Origin of the sequence: Pedobacter sp. (assembly GCF_965227205.1) — a bacterium.
Lineage (GTDB): Bacteria > Bacteroidota > Bacteroidia > Sphingobacteriales > Sphingobacteriaceae > Pedobacter.
Map to the genome: position 1 here is coordinate 2,589,058 of NZ_OZ245727.1, position 23,372 is coordinate 2,612,429.

Here is a 23,372-nt window from a genome sequence, read left to right on the forward strand (position 1 = left end):
AAAAATACGGTAAATTGATGAATTGTTGCATTGTTCTAGTGAAGAAATATTGCTCTAGAATACGCCAAATGAAGCGCACAACAATATATCAATATAACAAATGCAACAATAATTATGTAAGTAAATCGCCAGTTTTGGATAAATTTCATTTATTTTGCGTAAAATTTAAAAACATCATGTATTCAGATTTAAAGAAATTAATTGAAGCCGCTTGGGAAGATAGAACCCTTTTAAAATACAGTAATTATTGCGAAGCTATTGAAGCCGTAATTATGGGTCTTGATAAGGGAGAAATCCGTGTTGCTGAACCAGTTTTAAACTCTTGGGGCATTAATGAATGGGTAAAAAAAGCTGTTATTTTATATTTCCCGATTCGCGAGATGAAAGAAATTAAGAGCGGTCCATTTGTTTATCATGATAAAATGGATTTAAAAACCGATTACAAATCGACAGGTGTACGTGTTGTACCAATGGCAAGTGCTCGTTATGGTTCATTCTTAGCTAAAGGTGTAATCATGATGCCGTCGTACGTAAACATTGGCGCTTATGTTGATGAAGGTACAATGGTTGATACCTGGGCAACTGTAGGCTCATGTGCTCAAATTGGTAAACGTGTTCATTTAAGTGGTGGTGTTGGTATTGGTGGTGTTTTAGAACCCGTTCAGGCTGCTCCGGTAATTATTGAAGATGATGCATTTTTAGGATCAAGAGTAATTATTGTTGAAGGTGTTAAGGTAGAAAGAGAAGCAGTTCTTGGTGCAAATGTAGTTTTAACAGCATCAACTAAAATCATTGACGTAACTGGTCCAACACCTGTTGAATATAAAGGTATAGTTCCTGCTCGTTCAGTAGTAATTCCTGGTAGTTATACTAAAAAATTCCCTGCCGGAGATTTTCAGGTTCCATGTGCATTAATTATTGGCAAACGTAAAGAAAGTACAGATAAAAAAACCTCTCTTAATGATGCATTGAGAGAAAATAATGTAGCAGTTTAAGCCGAAAGCAAAACGTTGAAAGCTGAAAGCGAAAATAAAATACAAAAAGCCGAAAGTCCGGAACTTGAGCAATCAAGCTTTGGTCTTTCGGCTTTAAGCTTTAAGCTTAAAATCGGTTTCGATGGCAAACGTGCGGCAAATAATTTAACTGGTTTAGGCAATTACAGTCGCTCTTTAATCGAAAGTTTAGCTTTACAATTTCCTGAAAACGAATATTACGTTTACTCGCCTAAGATTAAACAGGCTAAACAAATTCAATCCTTTTTCGAAAACAAAAATATTAAGCTTAAGCTTCCTCAGAATGGGAAATTTTTGTGGCGAAGTTTTAATATTTTAAAAGATTTAAAGAAAGATAAAATTCAGATTTTTCATGGTTTAAGCCATGAAATCCCATTAAGAATATCTAAAACTGAAATTAAATCAATAGTTACCATACATGATTTAATTTTCCTCCGCTTTCCCGAATATTACAAATTTATTGATAGAAAGCTTTACGAATGGAAAAGCAAGTCGGCTTGTAATCATGCTGATAAAATTATTGCAATTAGCGAGAAAACTAAAAGTGATATTGTAGAGTTCTACAAAATAAACCCAGATAAGATTGAGGTAATTTATCAAAGCTGCGATGATTCTTTCAAATCATTAGTGCCAGCAGAATCCTTATCAAATATTAAGAAAACCTACAATCTTCCTGATAAATACATTCTAAATGTTGGTACGATTGAAAAAAGGAAGAACTTAAAATTAATTGTTCAGGCTTTAAAAGATGTGGATAGCGACTACAAATTGGTTGTTATTGGGAAACCAACTCCATATTTCGAAACGGTTAAAAATGAGATGGATAGATTAGGTTTGGGAGATAGAATAATCTTCCTAAAGAATATCCCATTTTATGATTTACCAGGAATTTATCAACTGGCAGAAATATTTGTCTATCCATCATTTTATGAAGGATTTGGCATTCCAATTATCGAAGCATTATATTCTGGAGTTCCTGTTATAGCAGCAACAGGCTCATGTTTAGAGGAAGCTGGCGGGCCAGATAGTTTATACATCAACCCAAATGATGCTAAAAAATTATCAGAAAATATTAATAGGGTTTTGAATGAACCAGCTTTAAAAAATACAATGAAAGCAAAAGGGCTGGAATTCGTTCAGAAATTCAACAGCCCTCTTGTAACGCAGCAATTAATGAATTGCTACTTTAATATTTTGAAATAATTATTTCGATGCCACAGCTGGCGGATATTGCATTAAAATTTCACTAATTCCTTTATTCAAACGCTCTTCTCTATTTTTTAAGTTATCAAGGTTAAATCCGCTTCCGCGACCATGCCATACTAAAGTTTTTGATTTTGGGTCTAGAAAGTCGATGATTACCGTACCTTCCATAAACTGGTTAACGTTAGTCATGCCACCGCCTCCCCAGCCGCCCCAACCCCATCCCCAGCCCCAACCTGGACCATAAAAACCTGGGCTATAATTGTAAACTTCGGTACGTTCTCTTGCAACTACAACTAAATTCACTAAAAGATCTGGTTTAGCCGATTTTGTAAAACCTTTTGCAGTTAAATCTGCATCAATAGCTGCCATCATTCTTCTCTTATCCAGATTATTCATTTTTAATCTGGTAAGTCCTCTATCGTAAAAGTTGTAAGTTTTGTAATTCCCAAAATTTGCAGTTTTATCGTAATCGGATGCAGTACGTAGGGAAGAGCAACTGCTAAATGCTATTACAATCGCGAATAGCATAAATAATTTTTGAATAGTTCTCATATGTTTTATTTGTGTGTTTCTAACTTTATAACCTAATTAAAAATACGAATAAATAAGTAAAATAGATTGCTTAATCGCCTAATTTTTACATTATTATTGTTATTGTAGAACGTTCAGAAAATCCCTTTGTTTTGGCTAAAATGTTAAAATAGTATGCGAATCAAAAATTTAACATATTATCTTTGCCTATGCTTAAAGATGAAATCAATAAAGCTTTAGAAGTTTTAAAAGTGGGCGGAGTAATTCTATATCCAACCGATACAATTTGGGGACTTGGTTGCGATGCTACAAACCCTAAAGCTGTAGATAAGCTTTTGGCTATTAAAAACAGACCGGCAGAAAAAAGTCTGATTATTCTTTTAGATACAGAGAACAAAATTCAAAGCTATGTAAATGAGGTTGCTGACGTTGCTTACGATTTGATAGAATATGCTGAAAACCCTTTAACCATAGTTTTTTCTGGCGCAAAAAATCTGGCTCCAAATGTAATTAATGCAGATGGTAGTGTTGGAATTAGAGTTGCAAAACACGATTTCTGTACACCGTTAATTCAAAGATTTAGAAAGCCAATAGTTTCTACATCAGCAAATTTCAGTGGCAATCCTTCTCCAAAGTATTTTGATGATATTAATAGCCAAATTATTGATTCAGTAGATTATGTTGTGGATTTTGAACAGGAAAATCGTACGGTTAAAAAGCCATCAACTATAATGAAACTATCTGCAGGCGGGCAATTCGAATTTATTCGTAAGTAAACCCCAACCCCTAAAGGGGCATTATTCAGCATAAGTTCAAAGAAGCATCAATAGTTTTTATTAATTTCGCGACACAAAAAGTACCTCTTTATGCAGTCAGATTTAAATAATGATAGTAAAAAGTCCCATTTAGGGGATTTAGGGGTATACCTTTCAAATCCAATATTTAAAACTTTATCATCAATTGCCGATATAAACAATACCGAAGCTTATGTAATAGGCGGTTTTGTTCGCGATTTATTTCTAAATCGCCCATCAAAAGATATTGATGTAGTTGTTGTTGGTAGCGGTATTGAATATGCTGAAGCTGTTGGCAGAAAATTAAATACTAAAGTAGCAGTATTTAAAAGCTTCGGCACCGCTAATATTAAGCACAACGACTTAGAAATTGAATTTGTTGGCGCCAGAAAAGAATCTTATCGTGCTGATTCCAGAAAACCGATTGTTGAAGATGGAACTTTAAAAGACGATCAGCTTCGTCGAGATTTTACTATAAATGCATTGGCAATAAACCTAAATACCGAAAATTTTGGAGAGTTACTCGATCCATTTCAAGGCATTCAGGATATGGAGCACAAAATTATTCGCACCCCACTTGATCCTGAAATTACATTTTCTGATGATCCATTAAGGATGATGAGGGCAATCCGCTTTGCTTCACAGCTTAATTTCACTATTGATGCTAGAGCAATAGAAGCTATAAAATCACAAAAAAACCGAATCAGCATTGTTTCAAAAGAACGCATTACCGATGAAATGAATAAAATCATTTTATCAGCAAAACCTTCTATAGGTTTTAAACTTTTGTTCGATACAGGGTTGCTTCATTTGATTTTCCCTCAAATGGCTCAGCTTTACGGTGTAGAAATCGTAAAAGGAAAAGGCCATAAAGACAATTTTTACCATACATTAGAAGTTTTAGATAACATCTGCGAAACTACAGACGATTTGTGGTTACGTTGGGCGGCAATATTACACGACATTGCAAAACCTGCAACAAAAAGATTTGAAGAAGGACATGGATGGACTTTCCACGGACATGAAGATAAAGGCGCACGTATGGTGCCTAAAATTTTCAGTCAGTTAAAGTTACCGCTTAACGAGAAGATGAAATTTGTTCAAAAGCTGGTTCAGTTACACCTTCGCCCGATAGTCTTAGCTCAAGATACCGTTACAGATTCTGCAGTAAGAAGGTTACTTTTTGATGCTGGAGAAGAAATAGAAAGCTTAATGCTACTTTGCAATGCCGATGTAACTACTAAAAACGAGTATAAAAAAACCAAATACCGAAACAATTTTGAACTGGTTAAGCAAAAGCTTAAAGATGTTGAAGAACGCGACCAAATTAGAAATTGGCAACCACCTGTTACTGGCAACGATATTATGGAAACTTTTGCTTTAGACGCAGGTAAAGAAGTTGGAATAATTAAAAATGCGATACGGGAAGCAATTCTTGAGGGAGAAATTGCAAATGATTATAATGAAGCCTACAATTTTATGATAAATTTGGCAAAACAAATGGGATTAAATCCTGTTAATAAATAATTTAATCGCCTAAACAATAGCACAAACAACCTTTTTGTTGCGTTTGTTTCTTTGTGATAAAGCAAATTAACTTTATTTTTACGGTTCCAAAAAACAATAATGGCTATTTATAAATTTAAAATTACCTTCGAAGATTTTGATGAGGTTGTAAGAGAAATCGACATCAAATCTAATCAGACGTTTGAAGATTTGCACAAAGCAATACATAAATCGACGGGTTATAATGCAGAAAAACCATCATCATTTTATGTAAGTACCGATAATTGGTTAAAAGGTGATGAAATTGCTTATTTACCTAACGAAAGAAAAAAAGATCGCGTTGTTTTAATGGAAAACTCAAAATTAAGCGGTTTTATTGAAGATCCTCACCAAAAGTTCTATTACACTTACAATTTCGATCGTCCTTATGATTTTCATGTAGAATTAATTAAAATTATTTTAGATGCAGATCCACATATTGAATATCCTTTTTTAGCTAAAAGTTCTGGTGAAGCTCCAAAAATTATGGAACAAAAAAGTGGTCAGGTTGTTGATGCCGGAACTGCGGTTGCTTCGGCAAGTGAGTTTGATTTCTTAAATGAAATGAATTTTGTACCTGAAGATACCGATGAATTGGAAGCAATGGGCGAAATGGGAATCAATGAAGAAGAAAGAGATGAAGAAGATGAAAGCGAAGAGGATGAATTCGGCGATGAATTTTCTGATAACGAAGGTTATGAAGAGGATAACCAAAAAGACGATTATTAATTATAGCATAATATCGATTTAAATATTTAACTGTCGGACAAAACATCCGACAGTTTTTTTATACAAACAAAATGGCAAAAAGCTCAAAATCAAAAACTTTGGTTGTAATTGTTGGACCAACAGCAATTGGGAAAACAGCTTTAGCTATACAAGTTGCGCAGCATTTTAAATCGGAGATTGTTTCTGCTGATTCAAGGCAATTTTTTCGTGAAATGGAAATCGGTACGGCCAAGCCTGATGCCATCGAACAAAACGCAGCAAAACATCATTTTATAAACTCTCATTCTGTAAAAGAGTTATTTAGTACAGGAGATTTTGAGCTGGATGCCTTAAAAGTTATTGATGATATTTTTATAAAGCATGATATAGCCATAATGGTTGGTGGTTCTGGTTTGTATATTAACGCAGTTATCAATGGTTTAGATGAAATGCCGGAGATTGACTTGCAAATCCGTTCAAAACTTAATCATCAATTTGAAACCGAAGGATTGGAATCTATTCAAAAACAATTAAAGGAACTCGATCCGGAATATTTTGAAAAAGTAGATCAGAATAATCCGCAAAGAATGATAAGAGGTTTGGAGGTGTTTTTATCAACCGGAAAAAAACTGTCTTCTATGTTATCAGCTACAAAAAAAGAAAGACCGTTTAATATTGTAAAAATTGGTTTAAACACAGATAGAAGCATCTTATACAATCGAATTAACGAAAGAGTTGATAAAATGGTTGGTGCAGGACTTTTAAAAGAAGTAGAATCTTTACTTGAATATCGAAGCTTCAATGCGTTAAACACAGTTGGCTATAGCGAAATATTCGATTATCTGGATAAAAAAATATCTCTTGAAGAAGCAATTTCATCAATCAAACAAAACACCCGTCGTTTTGCTAAAAGACAATTAACCTGGTTTAGGAGGGATGAAGAAATAAATTGGTTCGAGCCAAATCAAACCGAAGCAATAATTAACTTAATTAATCAAAATATTTAAACAGAGAAGGTTCCGAAATTATCGGAACCTTCTCTGTTATTTCTATTATCCTAATTAGGAAATTTAACACCTCCATATTGTGTTATATCAATAACTGGAATGTTTGACCCGTATTTCCCATTAATTGCATCAATAAAAACATTTGCAATTACCGCATTTCCTCTCGGCGTTAGGTGTACTCCATCTAAAGAGAAAGCACCACCAGTTATAAAAGAAGAATTGATGCTTACACCTTGAAGCACGATTCCAGTTTTTACCTGATTCAAATAGCTATAAGTATCAGCAATTGCTAAACTCTTACTATCTGCCAAAGATTTAATTGTACTGTTGTAACTCAAAACATAATCTTTCACTCTCGCTACCTCATCCTTATCTAAAACCCAGTTGTTCGCAATTGGATTTAAAGGATGTAAACCGTAAGGCAGACCAGCTGAATTAGCAACACCAAATAAACCAGCCGATTGGAAAGGTAATCTAATTAAATCTTCTACAGTCGCTGTTCTAACAGTTCCAGCTCCAGTTTGAATATAAATTGCAGCAGCAGCCGGATTGATAGCTTTCGCAGCATTTAATAAAGCAGCTACAGTTACCGTGTTAAAATATGGTATAGATGTTACATCAGGAATGGTTGCAACCACACCTTTCTGTCCACTTGCAGTTAACGAATTAACTAAATTTGAATACAAAAGCGCAAAGGTAGATTTATCTGTTAAAACGTTTGTAGCATCAGTAGTTACGCCACCATTAGTTGCATAACCCAACGCATCATTGTTACCTAACCAAAGTGAAAAAAATGTATGATTACGAGCTTGAATAAACTGGAAATAACTAACAGATCCAACCTGAGTATCCGTTAATAAACGCTCTAGGTATGGATTTGCAGCTCCAAACGGCGCAGCGAAAGCTAAATCTACACGCATACCCGGAATACCCAAATTTTGAACTTCTCCCGTATATTTTGTGAGTTTACCCGTTGCATCTCTGAGTGCTAAATTAGTTGTTACCGGAGTTAAGGTTGGTGTACCATTAACTAATGCCGTTAGAGACAAATATCCTGAACCATTTGCCTGAGCATCAGTAAAAAATGGTGAAGTGAAAGCGCCACCGCCAACTGTAGCCATTTTTGCAGCAATTAAATTCGGATAAGCAACTTTTTGTCCTTCAAGATACAGACCGCCATCAGCAAAGCCAGCAGTAAGTGAATTTCCAACAGCAATGTATTTACTAAAATTTGCCTGACCCGCAGAAGTTCCAGCAGTAGCCTCTATTTCTGGCTTGCATGAAACTGCAAATAACATTGCAGCAATTGCTAAACTATTGAATATATATTTTTTCATGTAAAAATCTCCTACCATTTATAAGTTAATGAAATACCTGGTGCGTAAACTAAGGTTTTAAATGTTCCATCTAAACCTGTTTCAATATTTTTTTGCTTACGCGATTCAACATCTTCGAAAAAGAATGATGCATTTACTTCAAACTTTGAGGTAAAAGAATATCCCGCACCAGCACTTAAAATATAACGGTTTGCATCAGGTGCTTCTGGCGTAACAAAACCATCCTGAACCGGAGAAATAGCATATCCTACACCAGCTCTCAAAGCAAGTTTATTGCTCGCCTGATGATTTACTCCTAACTTAAACGAAGAACCATCACGATAATTACGTGCTGATCTGGTATCAGTTAAAGCAGTGGTATTAATAGCATAGTCAAAAGCAAGTTCTTTATAAACTCTCCACTGAACCCAGCTTGCATCGAATGCTAAAGTTGTGCTTTTCGAAAGTGGAATACCTATGCCCAATGTTGTGGTTGATGGTAAAGGCAATTCTGCATTAAATGTATTTCCATCAGGAAAAGAAGATCTTAATGATGCAGGAACATCGAAAGTAGCAGTACCATCGTTTAGCTTGGTAATCACTTTTGATCTATGTACCACAGCAAAAGTGATGTTACTTAATGTATTAATGTAAATACCTGCATTCCATCCAAAACCACTACCCGTTCCTTCTAATGTTGCATGACCAGATCTTCCATCAGGATAATTTACAGGTAAAGCACGTTGAAGGTTTACTTCACCATGATTATACACAAAACCTGCTCCAACACCTATCCTATCGGTTATTTTAACACTTAAAGTTGGTTGAAAATAAATTGCTTTTAAATTAAGTGAGGTTAAGGTGTATTTTCCTGACCAGTCATTGCCCCAATCTACCATACCGCCAAATGGAGTATAAACACCTAATCCTAATTTCCATTTATTAGATTTTGGTCCCCAAACAGCATAGGCTTCAAATGGTGGTGCAATTTTATTTTTTACATTTTCAGAAATATTTGAGCCGCTTTGCTGGAAAACTGATTTGAAAAGTAAGGGATTAACCCCGGCCGAAATAGAGTTTTTCTCTAAAAAACTCACTGCACCTGGATTAAAAAATATGGATGCCTCATCTAAAGCTAAAGCAGAACCAGCTCCTGCCATACCTATTTGTTTTTGCCCTTGCAAATTCACCTGGAAACCTTGCCCAAATACCCACAGCGGAGCAGATAGTAATACGCTAAATAAAAATTTTTTCATACTTATAAATGGTTATAGCACAAATGCATACTATGCTAACATAGTAGTAAATAATTTGTTTAAGAATTAACAAATAAAATTAAGCCTGTGCCGTAGGTCCGCCAAAACCCATTGGAAATGGTGGCTCTTCTTGTGTTTTGATACGTCCGTTTGCTGCCTCAAATTTTTGGATATTATCCTCCAAAGCAGTTAATAAACGTTTTGCGTGTTCTGGTGTTAAGATGATTCTAGATTTAACTTTTGCCTTCGGTATTCCCGGCATAACACGGATAAAATCAAGAACAAATTCTGTATTGGAGTGCGTGATGATTGCAAGATTAGAAAAAATACCTTCGGCAATTTCTTCTGACAATTCTATATTTAACTGGTTTTCGTTTTGTTGCTCGTCCATAACTTGATAATAATATTCGGTAAAATAATTGTTAAAGGTAAGGTTTAATCGCTAGCATTAAAATTATTGCCAACAAAAAAAGGGTTGCTTCTATGCGAAACAACCCTTTTTAAAATGATATGATATTTTATGCTTCTACTTCTTCTTGTTTCGAAGCTAATAATTTATCGTATTCTTCTTGAGAACCCACGATGATACGCTCGTAACCACGAACACCAGTTCCTGAAGGAATTAAGTGACCAACGATTACGTTTTCTTTCAAGCCTAACATGTTATCGCGTTTACCTGCAATTGCAGCCTCATTTAATACTTTCGTTGTTTCCTGGAACGAAGCCGCAGAAATGAACGATTTAGTACCTAATGATGCACGAGTAATACCTTGTAAGATAGAACTTGCAGTTGCTGGTCTTGCATCTCTAACCGTAATCTGTTTCAAATCTTTACGTTTCAATTGAGAATTTTCATCTCTTAATCTACGTAATGATACGATTTGACCTGGTTTGAAATCATTTGAATCACCTGCATCTTCAACAACTTTCTTGTCATACATTGCATCGTTCTCGTCAGCAAAATCCCAACGATCAACAGCATTGTTTTCTAAGAAAATAGTATCTCCCGGATCTTCAATGTGAACTTTCTGCATCATTTGGTGAACAATTACCTCGAAATGCTTATCGTTAATTTTCACACCTTGCAAACGGTAAACCTCTTGAATACCATTTACTAAGTATTCTTGAACCGCTGCTGGTCCTTTAATTGATAAGATATCCGCAGGAGAAATTGAACCATCTGATAAAGGCATACCAGCTTTCACAAAGTCATTATCCTGTACAAGGATGTGTTTAGACAATGGAACAAGGTATTTTTTAACTTCACCATCTTTAGATTCGATTGTAATCTCACGATTACCACGTTTAACACCGCCTAAAGTTACAACACCATCAATTTCAGTTACAACTGCCGGATTAGATGGGTTACGAGCCTCGAATAACTCAGTTACACGAGGTAAACCACCCGTAATATCTCGGGTTTTACCAGTTGCACGTGGAATTTTAGCGATAATCTGACCAGTTTGAATAGCTTCACCTTCATCAACCGAAACGTGAGCACCTACCGGAATGTTATAACCTTTGATAAATTCACCTTTCTTGTCAACAATCTGAACAGAAGGGTTTTTAGTTTTATCACGTGTATCGATAATTACTTTTTCACGGTGACCAGTTTGTTCGTCTGATTCTTCACGGAAAGTAACACCTTCGATAATTGCATCGAATTGTGCTTTACCGGCAAATTCAGAGATGATAACCGCGTTGTACGGATCCCATGAACAAATTTTATCACCTTTAGATAATTTATCGCCTTCTTTAACAAATAAGAATGCACCGTAAGGAATATTATTTGTTACAATAACTCTTCCACTTCCTGGTTCAACAATTCTAAACTCACCAGAACGGCCTAATACAACTTGTACTTTACCATCTTCTGTTTGAGTATCAACCGTACGGATGTTTTCAAATTCGATTACACCATCAAACTTAGCAACAATGTTTGATTCTGCAGCAATGTTTGATGCAGTACCACCCACGTGGAAAGTACGAAGTGTTAACTGTGTACCCGGCTCACCGATTGACTGTGCAGCAATTACACCTACAGCCTCACCTCTTTGAACACGTTTACCAGAAGCTAAGTTACGTCCGTAACATAATGCACAAACACCACGTTTAGCTTCGCAAGTTAATACTGAACGAATTTCGATACCTTCCAACGGAGATTCTTCGATAGCTTTTGCTACATCTTCGTTAATATCTTCGCCCGCACCTACTAATAATGTGTTATCCAAAGGATTATAAACATCATGTAATGAAGTACGACCTAAAATTCTTTCGTATAATGGCTCAACAATATCTTCCTGATCTTTCAATGCAGTTGTGTACATACCTCTTAAAGTACCACAATCAACATCATTAACAATCATATCTTGTGCAACATCATGTAAACGTCGGGTTAAGTAACCAGCATCAGCTGTTTTTAACGCCGTATCCGCCAAACCTTTACGAGCACCGTGAGTAGAGATAAAGTACTCTAATACCGATAAACCTTCTTTAAAGTTTGATAAGATTGGGTTTTCAATAATATCACCACCTGAACCAGATTTTTGAGGTTTCGCCATCAAACCACGCATTCCGCAAAGCTGACGAATCTGCTCTTTAGATCCACGAGCACCCGAATCAAGCATCATATACACTGAGTTGAAACCTTGGTTATCGCTAGATAACTGGTTCATTACGAATGTAGTTAATCTGTTATTGATACGAGTCCAGATATCGATAATTTGGTTGTAACGTTCGTTGTTTGTAATGAAACCCATGTTATAGTTGTTTCTTACTTCTTCAACTTCGTTAGCTGCTTGCTCTAATAAAGTATGTTTTTCTACCGGAATGTTTACGTCTTGTAAGTTGAACGATAAACCTCCTTGGAAAGCCATTCTAAATCCTAATTCTTTGATATCATCTAAGAATTGTGATGAGCGAGCCATACCAGTCATTTTAACTACTTCACCGATAATATCTCTTAACGATTTTTTAGTTAATAATTCGTTGATATAACCAACCTCTGCTGGAACTAATTGATTAAATAATACTCTACCAACAGTAGTTTCAGTTAACTTATTAACGATAGAACCATCATTTTGCTTAACATTAACTCTCACTTTAATGAAAGCATGTAAGTCTAATTCTTTTTCGTTATAAGCAATGATAACTTCTTCTGGAGAATAGAAATTTGAATCTTGTCCTTTTACAACTCTAGTTTCATCAGTTCTACGGCCTTTAGTAATATAATAAAGACCCAAAACCATATCCTGAGATGGAACCGTAATTGGCGTACCATTTGCAGGGTTTAAGATGTTGTGTGCTGCCAACATTAATACTTGGGCTTCCAAAATTGCTGCATTACCTAATGGTAAGTGGACAGCCATCTGGTCACCATCAAAATCGGCGTTGAATGCAGTACAAACTAATGGGTGTAATTGGATAGCTTTACCTTCAACCAATTTAGGTTGGAAAGCCTGAATACCTAAACGGTGTAATGTAGGTGCACGGTTTAATAATACCGGGTGTCCTTTCAATACATTTTCTAAGATATCCCAAACTAATGGATCTTTTCTATCAACAATTTTCTTAGCTGATTTTACTGTTTTTACAACACCTCTTTCAATCATCTTACGAATAATGAATGGTTTGTAAAGTTCAGCAGCCATATCTTTTGGTAATCCACATTCGTGTAATTTAAGGCTTGGGCCTACAACAATTACAGAACGAGCTGAATAATCCACACGTTTACCTAATAAGTTCTGACGGAAACGACCTTGTTTACCTTTCAAGATATCTGAAAGAGATTTCAAAGCACGGTTACCTTCAGTTTTTACCGCGTTAACTTTACGTGAGTTATCGAATAACGAATCTACAGCTTCCTGTAACATACGTTTTTCGTTACGTAAAATTACCTCTGGTGCTTTAATCTCGATTAAACGTTTTAAACGGTTGTTACGGATAATTACACGACGGTATAAATCATTTAAATCTGAAGTAGCGAAACGACCACCTTCTAATGGAACTAAAGGACGTAATTCTGGTGGAATAACCGGAACGATTTTAACAATCATCCACTCTGGGCGATTCTCAATACGTGTATTAGCACCACGGAAAGCTTCAACAACCTGAAGACGTTTTAAAGCCTCATTTTTACGTTGTTGAGAAGTTTCGTTAGCAGCCTGGTGACGTAAATCATAAGATAAAGTATCTAAATCAATACGTTTTAATAAATCTTCTAATGCTTCAGCACCCATTTTGGCGATGAATTTATTAGGATCTTTATCATCAAGATATTGGTTCTCTTTAGGTAATTTATCTAAGATATCTAAATATTCTTCTTCCGTTAAGAAGTCCATATAGTTGATACCTTCTTCAGCCATTAAGCCTGATTGAATAACTACGTAACGCTCGTAATAAATAATTAAATCTAATTTTTTAGTAGGTAAACCTAATAAATAACCGATTTTGTTAGGTAGAGAACGGAAATACCAGATGTGCGCAACAGGAACCACCAAAGCGATGTGTCCCATACGCTCACGACGTACTTTTTTCTCAGTTACCTCAACACCACAACGATCACAAACGATTCCTTTATAACGAATACGTTTATATTTACCGCAATGACATTCGTAATCTTTTACCGGACCAAAAATACGCTCGCAAAACAAACCATCACGTTCTGGTTTGTAAGTACGATAGTTAATGGTTTCCGGTTTCAACACCTCACCGCTAGAGCGTTCCAAAATAATTTCTGGAGACGATAAGCTAATCGTGATTGATGTGAAATTGCTTTTTAATTTATTATCCTTTTTGTAAGACATATCTCTTTCTTAAGTTTTAAGTTTTAAGTTTTACGTGATAAGTTAACTTATAACTTACCACGTATCACCTATAACTTTTAGTCTAACGTAATATCTAAACCTAAACCGCGTAACTCATGTACCAATACGTTAAACGATTCTGGTACACCTGGAGTTGGTAGGTTTTCACCTTTAACAATGGCTTCGTAAGTTTTAGCTCTTCCGATTACATCATCCGATTTAACGGTTAAGATCTCCTGAAGAATATTAGCAGCACCGAATGCTTCTAATGCCCAAACCTCCATCTCACCAAAACGCTGACCACCGAATTGAGCTTTACCACCCAATGGTTGTTGTGTAATTAATGAGTATGGTCCGATTGAACGGGCGTGCATTTTATCATCAACCATGTGACCTAATTTCAACATGTAGATAATACCTACCGTTGTAGTCTGATCGAAACGCTCACCTGTTAAACCATTGTATAAGTAAGTTTTACCCGAAGCAGGAACACCAGCTTTAGCAATCCACTCTTCTACTTCAGTATGTGTTGCACCATCGAAAATTGGAGTTGCAAATTTAACGCCTAATTCCTGTCCAGCCCACGCCAAAATAGTTTCGTAGATCTGACCAAGGTTCATACGTGAAGGTACACCTAGTGGGTTCAACACGATATCAACCGGAGTTCCATCTGATAAGAAAGGCATATCTTCATCACGTACAATACGTGCAACAATACCTTTATTACCGTGGCGACCCGCCATTTTATCACCTACTTTTAATTTACGTTTTTTAGCAACATAAACTTTTGCCATTTGTACAATACCCGATGGAAGTTCATCACCTACACTAATCGCGAATTTATCACGTTTGTAAGCTCCAAGTTCTTCGTTAACACGGATACCGTAGTTGTGAAGCAACATTTTAATTAACTCGTTTTTATCATCATCAGTAGTCCATTTGTTTGGATTGATGTGATTGTAATCAAGCTCTGCTAAAATTTTCTGAGTAAACTTAGCACCTTTAGCTACTAATAATTCTTTGTAAATATTAAATACACCTTGAGATGTTTTGCCATTTACAATTGTGAATAATTTATCAACTAATTCTGCTTTTAATTTCTCAGTAATGTTGTTATATCCTTTGTCTAACTTCTCAATTGCCGATTTTTCCTCAGCTTTTGTAGTTTTCTTAGCACGGCTGAATAATTTAGTATCAATTACTACACCTTGGATTGAAGGAGGAGTTTTTAAAGACGCATCTTTAACATCACCAGCTTTATCACCAAAAATTGCACGTAATAATTTCTCTTCTGGTGAAGGATCAGACTCACCTTTAGGCGTAATCTTACCAATTAAAATATCACCTTCTTTTACATCAGCACCAATACGGATAATACCGTTTTCATCTAAATCTTTAGTAGCTTCTTCAGAAACGTTAGGAATATCTGGAGTTAACTCCTCTTCACCACGTTTTGTATCACGTACTTCTAACTCAAATTCTTCAATATGCAATGAAGTGAAAACGTCATCACGAACAATACGCTCGTTGATAACAATCGCATCCTCAAAGTTGAAACCTTGCCAAGGCATGAAAGCCACTTTCAAGTTTCTACCTAATGCTAATTCACCATCTTGAGTTGCATAACCTTCGCATAGTACCTGACCTTTAGTAACTTTCTGACCTTTTTTAACAATAGGTTTTAAGTTGATACAAGTATTCTGGTTGGTTTTTTTGAATTTAGTTAAACGGTAAGTTTTGCTATCACCTTCAAATGAAACTAAACGATCATCTTCGTTACGTTCGTATTTAATTGTGATTTCATTAGCGTCAACATATTCTACAACACCACTACCTTCAGCGTTGATAAGTGTTCTTGAGTCACGAGCAACGCGACCTTCTAAACCTGTACCAACAATTGGCGCTTCAGGACGTAACAATGGCACGGCCTGACGTTGCATGTTCGATCCCATCAAAGCCCTGTTTGCATCATCATGTTCTAAGAACGGAATTAACGAAGCAGCAATTGAAGTAATCTGGTTAGGCGCAACATCCATCAAGTCTAATTTCTCAGGCTCAATAATCGGGAAGTCACCTTCATAACGTGCTTTAACACGTGGTGTAATGAAGTTACCCTTATCATCATATTCTGCATTAGCCTGAGCAATGGTTTTACCATCTTCATCCTCAGCAGATAAATAAATAACGTCTGAATCAACAACTACTTTACCATCTTCAACACGTTTGTATGGTGTTTCAATGAAACCTAAATTATTGATTTTTGCATGCACACAAAGTGATGAAATTAAACCAATGTTTGGTCCCTCTGGTGTTTCAATTGTACATAAACGACCGTAGTGAGTATAGTGAACGTCACGTACCTCGAAACCAGCTCTCTCACGAGATAAACCACCTGGGCCTAAAGCTGATAAACGACGTTTATGCGTAATCTCTGCCAATGGATTTGTTTGATCCATAAACTGAGACAGCTGATTTGTACCAAAGAAAGAGTTAATTACTGATGATAACGTACGAGCGTTAATCAAATCAGTAGGCGTAAATACCTCGTTATCACGAATGTTCATACGCTCACGGATTGTTCTAGCCATACGAGCTAAACCTACACCGAATTGCGCATATAATTGCTCACCTACCGTACGCACACGACGGTTTGATAAGTGGTCAATATCATCCACCTCTTCTTTAGAGTTAATTAATTTGATCAAGTATTTAACAATCGCAATAATATCTGCTTTAGTTAAAACTTTTACATCATCAGGAGTATTCATTTTCAACTTACGGTTGATGCGGTAACGACCAACATCACCTAAATCGTAACGTTTATCTGAGAAGAATAAACGATCAATGATACCACGAGCAGTTTCTTCATCAGGTGGTTCTGCGTTACGCAAAGCACGATAGATGTTTTCAACAGCCTCTTTTTCTGAGTTTGATGTATCTTTTTGTAAAGTATTATAAATAATGGTATAATCGGCCTGGCTAGCACCATCTTCTTTAGAAAGAATGATAGTTTTAACACCGGCTTCGATAACCATATCAATGTGTTCGTCTTCTAAAACGGTTTCTCTTTCAAGAATCACTTCATTACGGTCGATAGAAACTACCTCACCTGTATCTTCATCTACAAAATCTTCAACCCATTTCTTTAAAACTCTTGCAGCAAGTTTACGTCCGATATATTTCTTTAAACCTGATTTACTAACTTTTACTTCGTCAGCAAGATCAAATAATTCAAGAATGTCTTTATCAGAATCGTAACCGATAGCACGTAATAAAGTGGTAACCGGGAATTTTTTCTTACGATCGATGTAAGCATACATTACGTTATTAACGTCTGTAGCAAACTCAATCCATGAACCTTTGAAAGGAATAACACGAGCAGAATACAATTTGGTTCCGTTAGTGTGACGGCTTTGGCCGAAGAAAACACCTGGAGAACGGTGTAATTGCGAAACGATAACACGTTCTGCACCGTTGATAACAAATGTACCTTTTGGTGTCATATACGGGATTGTACCTAAATACACATCCTGAATAATGGTTTCAAAATCTTCATGTTCAACATCGTTACAAGAAAGCTTAAGCTTTGCTTTTAATGGAACATTGTAGGTTAATCCACGCTCAATACACTCATGTATATCATAACGTGGCGGATCAACAAAATAATCAAGAAACTCTAATACGAAGATATTTCTTGAATCTGTTATTGGAAAGTTTTCAGCAAACACTTTAAACAAACCTTCGCTAGAGCGATCGTCTGATGTTGTATCTATCTGGAAAAATTCTCTGAATGATTGCAATTGCACATCCAGAAAATCCGGATAGTCTATAATGTGCTTACTAGTTGCAAAATTTACTCTTTGTTCGACTGTCTTTGCCAATGGACTAAAAGATTTTAGTTTAAGAATAAACTATTTGTTTGGTTTTGGTTCAAGCATTCTCATCAACCAAGCAAAATGAGATGATTATAAACAGGTAAAGACACCGACATTTTCAGTCGGTGTCTAATACATTTTTAGCTTAGCTAAATTAAGTGATTACTTAATTTCAACTACTGCTCCAGCCTCTTCTAATTGTTTTTTAAGAGCTTCTGCTTCGTCTTTAGCAACACCAGCTTTTAATTCTTTTGGTGCACCATCAACTAAGTCTTTAGCTTCTTTCAAACCTAAACCAGTTAAGTCTTTAACAAGTTTTACAACTGCTAATTTCTGACCACCAGCTTCTTTTAAGATAACATCAAATGATGTTTTTTCTGCAGCAGCAGCAGGTGCATCACCACCAGCAGCAGGACCAGCAACTACAGCAGCAGCTGCAGGCTCAATACCATACTCGTCTTTTAAGATTTGAGCTAATTCGTTAACTTCTTTAACTGTTAAGTTTACTAATTGCTCAGCAAACGATTTTAAATCTGCCATTTTATTAAGATTTTAAAAATTTACGTAAAATAATTTTATTTAATTTGCGAACTTAAGGTGTTCGTTAACCTTCTCTTTCTTGAAGAGTTTTAACAATTCCTGCAATTTTGCCTCCACTTGATTTAAGCGCAGATACAACATTTTTCGCTGGTGATTGTAATAATCCAATGATATCGCCAATAAGCTCTTCTCTTGATTTTAAGCTTACTAAGTTATTCAATTGGTCATCGCCAACATAAACTGATGAATCTATGTACGCCGCTTTAAGTACTGGTTTATCAGAAGTTTTTCTCAAAGTTTTAATCAACTTAGCCGGAGCGTTAGCTGTTTTTGAGAATAATAATGATGATGAACCTTTAAGGGCTTCGTATATCTCAGAAGCATCGCCATCTAAACCTTCAATCGCTTTGCGGATTAAAGAGTTTTTAGCAACCTTCATTACGATATCGCCTTCAAAACATTTGCGACGAATGTTATTAATCTGCTCAACAGAAAGGCTAGAAGTATCAGCAATATAGAAATTGCCAAACTCTTGCATTTGTCCTTGTAGTTCTAAAACTACTTCGTTTTTTTCTTCTCTGTTCATGATTAAATCCCCGCTACTGATTTAGTTTCAATTGCAATCCCAGGACTCATTGTAGAAGACACGTGAATGCTTTTAAAATAAGTTCCCTTTGCAGCAGATGGTTTTAATTTAGAAATAACAGAAATAATCTCCATTGCGTTTTCATAAATTTTATCTGCTGGGAATGATACTTTTCCTATTGAGGCGTGTATGATACCCGTTTTGTCTACTTTAAAATCAATCTTACCCGCTTTAACCTCAGTTACAGCTTTACCAACTTCGTTAGTTACTGTACCTGATTTTGGATTTGGCATTAAGTTACGCGGCCCTAAAACACGTCCTAACTTACCTACCTTAGCCATACAAGCTGGTGTTGTGATAATAATGTCTACATCGGTCCAACCACCTTCAATTTTAGCAACATACTCGTCTAAACCAACGAAGTCTGCGCCAGCCGCTTTTGCTTCTTCTTCCTTATCAGGAGTTACCAAAGCTAAAACACGTACAGTTTTACCTGTTCCGTGTGGTAAAGTAGCAATACCACGTACCATTTGATTGGCTTTACGCGGATCTACACCTAAAGAAACATCAATATCTACTGATGCGTCAAATTTAGTTGTAGTGATTTCTTTTACCAAAGCAGCAGCATCCTTCAAAGTATAAGCTTTACCAGCTTCTATTTTAGCATGTGCCTTTTTTTGATTTTTAGTTAATTTCGCCACTGTTGTAAACTTTTTTTAATTAATTGTTCCAGGGTGCGTCACCAGAAACGGTGATTCCCATACTGCGTGCTGTTCCAGCAACCATACTCATTGCAGATTCGATTGTAAATGCATTTAAATCAGGCATTTTATCTTCAGCAATAACTTTAATCTGGTCCCAGGTCACCGACCCAACTTTTTTACGGTTAGGCTCAGCAGAACCACTCTGTAATTTAGTAGCATCTTTTAATTGGATAGCTACCGGAGGGGTTTTGATGATGAAATCGAATGACTTATCAGCATAAACAGTAATTACAACTGGCAATACTTTACCTGCTTTATCTTGGGTACGAGCGTTGTACTGTTTGCAAAACTCCATAATGTTAACCCCTTTAGCACCTAATGCAGGTCCTACTGGTGGCGATGGATTTGCCGCTCCGCCTTTGATCTGTAATTTGATCATTGCACTGACTTCTTTTGCCATTTTGTGTTTTTTGTTTATTTAAAACTCAATGTTAAATATTGGAAGCATGTAACATTTAATTCCTCATAGCTCCTATAAAGCTTAAAGGACTGCAAAGATATGAATAATCTTGCAGTCCTACAATATATTAGAAAAAATATTTTATATTATAAACGTAACGATACAAAAAAGCTTTCCCTTTTGAGGAAAGCTTCTAAATATTTTAAAATCGTAATTCGTAAATATACAATCGTAAATCCGGTTACTCTTTTTCTACTTGCATGTAGTTAAGTTCAAGCGGTGTTTTACGACCAAAAATCTTAACCATAACTTTTAATTTTTTCTTCTCTTCATTAACTTCTTCAATAACCCCAGAGAAACCATTGAATGGACCATCCATAACTTTGATGTTTTCACCAACATAATAAGGAACATTCATTGTTTCGCCTTGCTCACTCATTTCATCAACCACACCTAAAATACGGTTAACTTCTGCCTGGCGCATTGGGATTGGATTACCTGCTTTATCGCCTAAGAAACCAATAACACTATTAATTCCTTTTATGATATGCTCTAACTCTCCATCTAAAGTTGCCTCTATTAAAACATAACCAGGATAAAAGTTACGCTCTTTGGCAATTTTCTTACCATCTTTCATTTGGTAATATTTTTCCATCGGTATTAAAACCTGTGGAACCAAATGAGAAAATCCTAAACGGCTAATCTCAGCATCAATATACTGTTTTACCTTTTTCTCTTTACCGCTTACTGCTCTTACAACATACCACTTTAATTCGCTCATTATAGTATATTAATTAGAAAGTGATTTGTAAAAAGTATCTAACACAAAAACAGAACCTTTATCCATTGCAAAAATAATTAATGCAATAATTAAAGAGGCTACTAAAACAAGAACCGCAGAGTTTTGAAGCTCTCCCCAAGTAGGCCAAGTTACCTTTTGGGTCATTTCATCGTACGATTCTTTTATAAATTGAACTACTTTAGCCATATTTATTATAATGATTAAATGATTGAGTTAGTGATTGAAAGAATGCTAAAAACATTCAGTCATTAAAAATTCACTAATTCAATCATTATATTTTGGCACGGGAACAAGGATTCGAACCCTGATCAAAGGTTTTGGAGACCTCTATTCTACCGTTGAACTATTCCCGTGGTTATAAAAAAGAGCTAGCCGAAACTAGCTCTTTTTATATTGTTATAGCTTAAAATTAAGCTAAGATTTCAGTTACCTGACCAGCACCTACTGTTCTACCACCTTCACGGATAGCGAAACGTAGACCTTTTTCCATTGCAATCGCGTTAATTAATTTAACTGTGATTGTAACGTTATCACCTGGCATTACCATTTCAGTACCTTCAGCTAATGAAATTTCACCAGTTACATCTGTAGTACGGAAATAGAATTGAGGACGATATTTGTTGAAGAATGGAGTGTGACGACCACCTTCTGCTTTTGATAATACATAGATCTCAGCTTTGAAATCTGTGTGAGGAGTTACTGAACCTGGTTTACAGATTACCATACCACGACGGATATCAGTTTTCTCAATACCACGTAATAATAAACCTACGTTATCACCAGCTTCACCGTAATCTAAAATTTTACGGAACATTTCAACACCAGTTACTGTAGATTTTAAGTTCTCAGCACCCATACCTAAGATTTCAACTGGATCACCTGAGTTGATTACACCACGCTCAATACGACCTGTAGCAACAGTACCACGACCAGTGATTGAGAATACATCTTCAACAGGCATTAAGAAAGGAAGTTCAGTTAAACGTGGAGGGATTGGAATGTAGTTATCCACAGCTTCCATTAATTCCATGATTTTACCAACCCATTTAGCATCACCGTTTAATCCACCTAAAGCAGAACCTTGGATTACAGGAATATCATCACCTGGGAATTCATAGAATGATAATAATTCACGAACTTCCATTTCAACTAATTCTAATAATTCAGGATCATCAACCATATCCACTTTATTCATGAATACAACTAATGAAGGAACACCTACCTGGCGAGCCAATAAGATGTGCTCACGAGTTTGTGGCATTGGACCATCAGTAGCAGCAACAACGATAATTGCACCGTCCATTTGAGCAGCACCAGTTACCATGTTCTTTACGTAATCCGCGTGACCTGGACAGTCAACGTGTGCGTAGTGACGGTTAGCTGTTGAATACTCAACGTGAGCTGTATTGATTGTAATACCTCTTTCTTTTTCCTCTGGAGCAGAGTCAATAGATTCGAATGAACGTGCCTCAGATAAACCTGCATCAGCTAAACATTTTGTAATAGCTGCTGTTAAAGTTGTTTTACCGTGATCGACGTGACCGATTGTACCGATGTTTAAGTGCGGTTTACTGCGGTCAAATTTTTCTTTTGCCATTTTATTTATAACTAATTAGTAGGTTAACTTTTTATTAATTTTATTTATTGTTTTTGCAATGCAACACAAAAAACCTTGCCTCTTCTGCGTTATTTAACAGATTTAACAAAGCTAATTTATTAGAGCCAAAGATGGGACTTGAACCCACGACCTCTTCCTTACCAAGGAAGTGCTCTACCGCTGAGCTACTTCGGCTTTTTTATTCAGCTCATTAGTTCAGCAATTCATCTGTTCATTTGGTTACAAAATGAACCAGTGAGCAAATTTCACTATTGAACTTTCCAAGAGCGGAAGACGAGGTTCGAACTCGCGACCTATAGCTTGGAAGGCTATCGCTCTACCAACTGAGCTACTTCCGCTTTCGATTTCCGATGGATGATTTACGAATTACGATTTAACACCGTCAATCTAAAATCTTTAAATCTAAAATCTATTGTGGGGAGAGAAGGATTCGAACCTTCGAAATCTTGCGATAACAGAGTTACAGTCTGTCCCATTTGGCCGCTCTGGAATCTCCCCAACTTTATTTTAAATGTTATACTTAAAATAAAAAGAGCCTCCTATCGGAATCGAACCAATGACCTACTGATTACAAGTCAGTTGCTCTACCAGCTGAGCTAAGGAGGC

At 36.0% G+C, this 23,372-nt stretch carries 19 protein-coding genes and 5 tRNA genes; 6 read left to right on the forward strand and 18 right to left on the reverse strand.

What is annotated here, in order from left to right; translation table 11 throughout:
* The first annotated feature begins 176 nt into the window (after window positions 1–176).
* Together ACO05K_RS10930 and ACO05K_RS10935 are read left to right on the forward strand one after the other, a co-directional pair.
* Window positions 177–995 carry a 2,3,4,5-tetrahydropyridine-2,6-dicarboxylate N-succinyltransferase gene (locus ACO05K_RS10930; RefSeq protein ID WP_421946293.1) on the forward strand — a complete coding sequence of 273 codons (819 nt, stop codon included), beginning with the start codon at window positions 177–179 and terminating at the stop codon, window positions 993–995.
* A gap of 15 nt (window positions 996–1,010) precedes the next feature.
* A complete protein-coding gene (locus ACO05K_RS10935; protein WP_421944480.1) occupies window positions 1,011–2,216 on the forward strand; it encodes a glycosyltransferase family 4 protein in 1,206 nt (401 codons plus the stop codon).
* Here the strand turns inward: ACO05K_RS10935 and ACO05K_RS10940 are convergent, their stop codons facing one another.
* A complete protein-coding gene (locus ACO05K_RS10940; RefSeq protein WP_421944481.1) occupies window positions 2,217–2,771 on the reverse strand; it encodes a DUF4136 domain-containing protein in 555 nt (184 codons plus the stop codon).
* Window positions 2,772–2,959: 188 nt separating this feature from the next.
* Here ACO05K_RS10940 and ACO05K_RS10945 point away from each other — a divergent pair, with 188 nt between their 5' ends.
* The 4 genes from ACO05K_RS10945 to miaA all read left to right on the forward strand — a co-directional run bounded on the left by ACO05K_RS10945 (window position 2,960) and on the right by miaA (window position 6,804).
* Entirely contained in the window at window positions 2,960–3,526 is a 567-nt protein-coding gene (locus ACO05K_RS10945; RefSeq protein WP_421944482.1) for an L-threonylcarbamoyladenylate synthase, read from the forward strand.
* A 90-nt stretch (window positions 3,527–3,616) separates the two neighbouring features.
* Complete coding sequence (locus tag ACO05K_RS10950) at window positions 3,617–5,071, forward strand: CCA tRNA nucleotidyltransferase (RefSeq protein WP_421944483.1); 1,455 nt, start codon at window positions 3,617–3,619, stop codon at window positions 5,069–5,071.
* 99 nt (window positions 5,072–5,170) lie between these two features.
* Window positions 5,171–5,818 (forward strand): IS1096 element passenger TnpR family protein, encoded by a 648-nt coding sequence (locus ACO05K_RS10955; protein WP_421944484.1) that lies wholly within the window; start codon window positions 5,171–5,173, stop codon window positions 5,816–5,818.
* A gap of 71 nt (window positions 5,819–5,889) precedes the next feature.
* The gene (gene miaA, locus ACO05K_RS10960; RefSeq protein ID WP_421944485.1) at window positions 5,890–6,804 is read left to right on the forward strand and encodes a tRNA (adenosine(37)-N6)-dimethylallyltransferase MiaA; all 915 of its coding nucleotides are present in this window, start codon (window positions 5,890–5,892) and stop codon (window positions 6,802–6,804) included.
* Window positions 6,805–6,854: 50 nt separating this feature from the next.
* Here miaA and ACO05K_RS10965 read toward each other — a convergent pair whose 3' ends face one another.
* The 17 genes from ACO05K_RS10965 to ACO05K_RS11045 all read right to left on the reverse strand — a co-directional run bounded on the left by ACO05K_RS10965 (window position 6,855) and on the right by ACO05K_RS11045 (window position 23,372).
* Window positions 6,855–8,141, reverse strand: a complete 1,287-nt coding sequence (locus tag ACO05K_RS10965) for an SGNH/GDSL hydrolase family protein (protein WP_421944486.1) — start codon at window positions 8,139–8,141, stop codon at window positions 6,855–6,857.
* A gap of 11 nt (window positions 8,142–8,152) precedes the next feature.
* Window positions 8,153–9,376: an OmpP1/FadL family transporter gene (locus ACO05K_RS10970; protein ID WP_421944487.1), complete on the reverse strand. Its 1,224-nt coding sequence runs from the start codon at window positions 9,374–9,376 to the stop codon at window positions 8,153–8,155.
* Between the two features lie 79 nt (window positions 9,377–9,455).
* On the reverse strand, window positions 9,456–9,767 hold the full coding sequence (locus ACO05K_RS10975) for a DUF3467 domain-containing protein (protein ID WP_421944488.1): 312 nt from the start codon (window positions 9,765–9,767) through the stop codon (window positions 9,456–9,458).
* A 127-nt stretch (window positions 9,768–9,894) separates the two neighbouring features.
* Window positions 9,895–14,181, reverse strand: a complete 4,287-nt coding sequence (gene rpoC / locus ACO05K_RS10980; protein WP_421944489.1) for a DNA-directed RNA polymerase subunit beta' — start codon at window positions 14,179–14,181, stop codon at window positions 9,895–9,897.
* A 77-nt stretch (window positions 14,182–14,258) separates the two neighbouring features.
* Window positions 14,259–18,062, reverse strand: coding sequence for a DNA-directed RNA polymerase subunit beta (gene rpoB / locus ACO05K_RS10985; protein WP_421944490.1), 3,804 nt, complete (start codon window positions 18,060–18,062; stop codon window positions 14,259–14,261).
* Between the two features lie 156 nt (window positions 18,063–18,218).
* The gene (rplL, locus tag ACO05K_RS10990) at window positions 18,219–18,596 is read right to left on the reverse strand and encodes a 50S ribosomal protein L7/L12 (protein ID WP_231462588.1); all 378 of its coding nucleotides are present in this window, start codon (window positions 18,594–18,596) and stop codon (window positions 18,219–18,221) included.
* A gap of 64 nt (window positions 18,597–18,660) precedes the next feature.
* On the reverse strand, window positions 18,661–19,182 hold the full coding sequence (rplJ, locus tag ACO05K_RS10995; RefSeq protein WP_231462586.1) for a 50S ribosomal protein L10: 522 nt from the start codon (window positions 19,180–19,182) through the stop codon (window positions 18,661–18,663).
* 2 nt (window positions 19,183–19,184) lie between these two features.
* Complete coding sequence (gene rplA, locus ACO05K_RS11000) at window positions 19,185–19,883, reverse strand: 50S ribosomal protein L1 (RefSeq protein ID WP_121951270.1); 699 nt, start codon at window positions 19,881–19,883, stop codon at window positions 19,185–19,187.
* A 19-nt stretch (window positions 19,884–19,902) separates the two neighbouring features.
* On the reverse strand, window positions 19,903–20,346 hold the full coding sequence (gene rplK / locus ACO05K_RS11005) for a 50S ribosomal protein L11 (RefSeq protein WP_010601094.1): 444 nt from the start codon (window positions 20,344–20,346) through the stop codon (window positions 19,903–19,905).
* A gap of 241 nt (window positions 20,347–20,587) precedes the next feature.
* Window positions 20,588–21,127, reverse strand: coding sequence for a transcription termination/antitermination protein NusG (gene nusG / locus ACO05K_RS11010; protein WP_231462584.1), 540 nt, complete (start codon window positions 21,125–21,127; stop codon window positions 20,588–20,590).
* A gap of 9 nt (window positions 21,128–21,136) precedes the next feature.
* Window positions 21,137–21,334, reverse strand: coding sequence for a preprotein translocase subunit SecE (gene secE / locus ACO05K_RS11015; RefSeq protein WP_056092816.1), 198 nt, complete (start codon window positions 21,332–21,334; stop codon window positions 21,137–21,139).
* A 93-nt stretch (window positions 21,335–21,427) separates the two neighbouring features.
* Window positions 21,428–21,501 (reverse strand) — tRNA-Trp (locus tag ACO05K_RS11020).
* 56 nt (window positions 21,502–21,557) lie between these two features.
* Window positions 21,558–22,745, reverse strand: a complete 1,188-nt coding sequence (gene tuf / locus ACO05K_RS11025) for an elongation factor Tu (RefSeq protein ID WP_231462553.1) — start codon at window positions 22,743–22,745, stop codon at window positions 21,558–21,560.
* A 123-nt stretch (window positions 22,746–22,868) separates the two neighbouring features.
* Window positions 22,869–22,940: transfer RNA gene (locus tag ACO05K_RS11030), tRNA-Thr, on the reverse strand.
* Window positions 22,941–23,031: 91 nt separating this feature from the next.
* A tRNA-Gly gene (locus ACO05K_RS11035) sits at window positions 23,032–23,104 on the reverse strand.
* A gap of 77 nt (window positions 23,105–23,181) precedes the next feature.
* Window positions 23,182–23,264: transfer RNA gene (locus tag ACO05K_RS11040), tRNA-Tyr, on the reverse strand.
* Between the two features lie 35 nt (window positions 23,265–23,299).
* A tRNA-Thr gene (locus tag ACO05K_RS11045) sits at window positions 23,300–23,372 on the reverse strand.